The organism is Mesorhizobium caraganae, assembly GCF_016836705.1.
In the GTDB taxonomy this organism is placed as follows: Bacteria; Pseudomonadota; Alphaproteobacteria; order Rhizobiales; family Rhizobiaceae; genus Mesorhizobium; species Mesorhizobium caraganae.
Map to the genome: position 1 here is coordinate 1 of NZ_JAFCGY010000078.1, position 2886 is coordinate 2886.

The following is a 2886-nucleotide window of genomic DNA, read 5'->3' on the forward strand; positions in this document are numbered from 1 at the left end:
CAGGTGACTAGCACTACTTTGGCAGATTTTTAGCGGAGAGGGTTCTGCGGCAGTGGGGACAACGGATTGGGGGCGGCTGCGCGAGCGCGGTGAGGATGGCTTGCCTGACGGCGGGTAGGCTCGGTTGGGGCGGCGGGCCGAGGATTCTTTTTTCCCCCTTCCGCTTGTTTGAGGCGGCGAGATTGCAGGAAGGCGTAGGCGATCATCGTCATCAGCGCGTGCCGGTGCAGGCCCGTCCATGAGCGCCCCTCGAAGTGGTCGAGGCCAAGTTCCTCCTTGAGCTGCTGATGCGCCTGTTCGCAGACCCAGCGCGCCTTGATGGCGCCTGCGATCTGCTTGAGCGGGGTGTCGGCGGGCAAGTTGGAGAGGTAGTATTTGCGCTCGCCGGTCGAGCGGTGCTCGCCGATCACCCAGACCTCCTCGCCGGGCAGATGCTGAGCGCCCATGTCGCGGATGCGCTGGGGTGGGCCATCTGCAACCCGGACACGGACAGCGGCGAAGCGCGCCGAGAGGCGGCCTTTGGTGCCACGCCGCCAACTGACCGTCCGCCATTGGGCTTTTTCCAGCATCGCCTGCGCGGTCATCGACTTCACATCGGGGATATGCCGGCGGCGCGGGCGGCCGCGTCCGGCAACGGGGAAGATCATCGCCACGTCGGCGGCATAGACCTTCTGCTTGAACGGGATACCGACGGCCCAGGTAAGGCCGCGCTCGGTGAGCGCCTGCCGGAAGGGGGCGCTCAAGCCATATCCGGCATCGGCGAGCACGCAGCCAAAGCGCAAGCCGGCTGCGCGAGCCCGGTCGATCTCGGCCAGCGCGATTTCGGGCTTGGTCCTGTAGGCACGATGGTCCTCGGGCACACCGGCACGGTCGAGCCGGGCGGGATCGGAAGTCCAGCTCTCGGGCAGAAACAGCCGCAGCCCCACCATGACCGGCACTTCGCCAGAGGCCAGCGTCAGCGACACCAGCGTCTGGCAGTTGGCGTTCTTGCCAAGCGCCGAGGCATATTGCGGCGCGACGCCGACCGAGTGGCGCCCCTTCTTGGGGAGCGCGGTGTCGTCCACGATCAGCCACGTATCGTTCCCGCCAACTTGTCTGTCGGCCTCCGCGAGCAGCACCTTCTCCAGCGGCGCAGCATCCCACACGCCGCTCGCGATGAAGTGGTGCAGCTGGTCATAGTTGACGCCTGCGTCGCGCGCCGCCATCGGTTGGACGCTCTTGCGATCCCCAAGGCCAATCAGCCCAGCAATATAGGCCGGACACATCCGCGCACGCGTCTTGTGCCTCAACGCCGAGACGAACGGCTCAAGCCACCGCTCCAGATCGAGTTGCCAATCCCTGTTCATGGTCGGCCCCTCCAACAGCCGACCTCTCATGAATCACGCAAAACCGCTCTTGGGAATCCTCAAAACGCTCCCAGAACTAAAAATCTGCCAAAGTAGTGCTAGCACTACTTTGGCAGATTTTTAGCGGAGAGGGTTCTGCGGCAGTGGGGACAACGGATTGGGGGCGGCTGCGCGAGCGCGGTGAGGATGGCTTGCCTGACGGCGGGTAGGCTCGGTTGGGGCGGCGGGCCGAGGATTCTTTTTTCCCCCTTCCGCGTGTTTGAGGCGGCGAGATTGCAGGAAGGCGTAGGCGATCATCGTCATCAGCGCGTGCCGGTGCAGGCCCGTCCATGAGCGCCCCTCGAAGTGGTCGAGGCCAAGTTCCTCCTTGAGCTGCTGATGCGCCTGTTCGCAGACCCAGCGCGCCTTGATGGCGCCTGCGATCTGCTTGAGCGGGGTGTCGGCGGGCAAGTTGGAGAGGTAGTATTTGCGCTCGCCGGTCGAGCGGTGCTCGCCGATCACCCAGACCTCCTCGCCGGGCAGATGCTGAGCGCCCATGTCGCGGATGCGCTGGGGTGGGCCATCTGCAACCCGGACACGGACAGCGGCGAAGCGCGCCGAGAGGCGGCCTTTGGTGCCACGCCGCCAACTGACCGTCCGCCATTGGGCTTTTTCCAGCATCGCCTGCGCGGTCATCGACTTCACATCGGGGATATGCCGGCGGCGCGGGCGGCCGCGTCCGGCAACGGGGAAGATCATCGCCACGTCGGCGGCATAGACCTTCTGCTTGAACGGGATACCGACGGCCCAGGTAAGGCCGCGCTCGGTGAGCGCCTGCCGGAAGGGGGCGCTCAAGCCATATCCGGCATCGGCGAGCACGCAGCCAAAGCGCAAGCCGGCTGCGCGAGCCCGGTCGATCTCGGCCAGCGCGATTTCGGGCTTGGTCCTGTAGGCACGATGGTCCTCGGGCACACCGGCACGGTCGAGCCGGGCGGGATCGGAAGTCCAGCTCTCGGGCAGAAACAGCCGCAGCCCCACCATGACCGGCACTTCGCCAGAGGCCAGCGTCAGCGACACCAGCGTCTGGCAGTTGGCGTTCTTGCCAAGCGCCGAGGCATATTGCGGCGCGACGCCGACCGAGTGGCGCCCCTTCTTGGGGAGCGCGGTGTCGTCCACGATCAGCCACGTATCGTTCCCGCCAACTTGTCTGTCGGCCTCCGCGAGCAGCACCTTCTCCAGCGGCGCAGCATCCCACACGCCGCTCGCGATGAAGTGGTGCAGCTGGTCATAGTTGACGCCTGCGTCGCGCGCCGCCATCGGTTGGACGCTCTTGCGATCCCCAAGGCCAATCAGCCCAGCAATATAGGCCGGACACATCCGCGCACGCGTCTTGTGCCTCAACGCCGAGACGAACGGCTCAAGCCACCGCTCCAGATCGAGTTGCCAATCCCTGTTCATGGTCGGCCCCTCCAACAGCCGACCTCTCATGAATCACGCAAAACCGCTCTTGGGAATCCTCAAAACGCTCCCAGAACTAAAAATCTGCCAAAGTAGTGCTAGG

General features: G+C 65.3%; 2 protein-coding genes. Both read right to left on the reverse strand.

The window, feature by feature from the left end:
• Positions 1–29 precede the first annotated feature (29 nt).
• Entirely contained in the window at positions 30–1346 is a 1317-nt protein-coding gene (locus JQK88_RS35275) for an IS701 family transposase (RefSeq protein ID WP_203281183.1), read from the reverse strand.
• Between the two features lie 120 nt (positions 1347–1466).
• On the reverse strand, positions 1467–2783 hold the full coding sequence (locus JQK88_RS35280) for an IS701 family transposase (RefSeq protein ID WP_203281184.1): 1317 nt from the start codon (positions 2781–2783) through the stop codon (positions 1467–1469).
• Positions 2784–2886 lie beyond the last annotated feature (103 nt).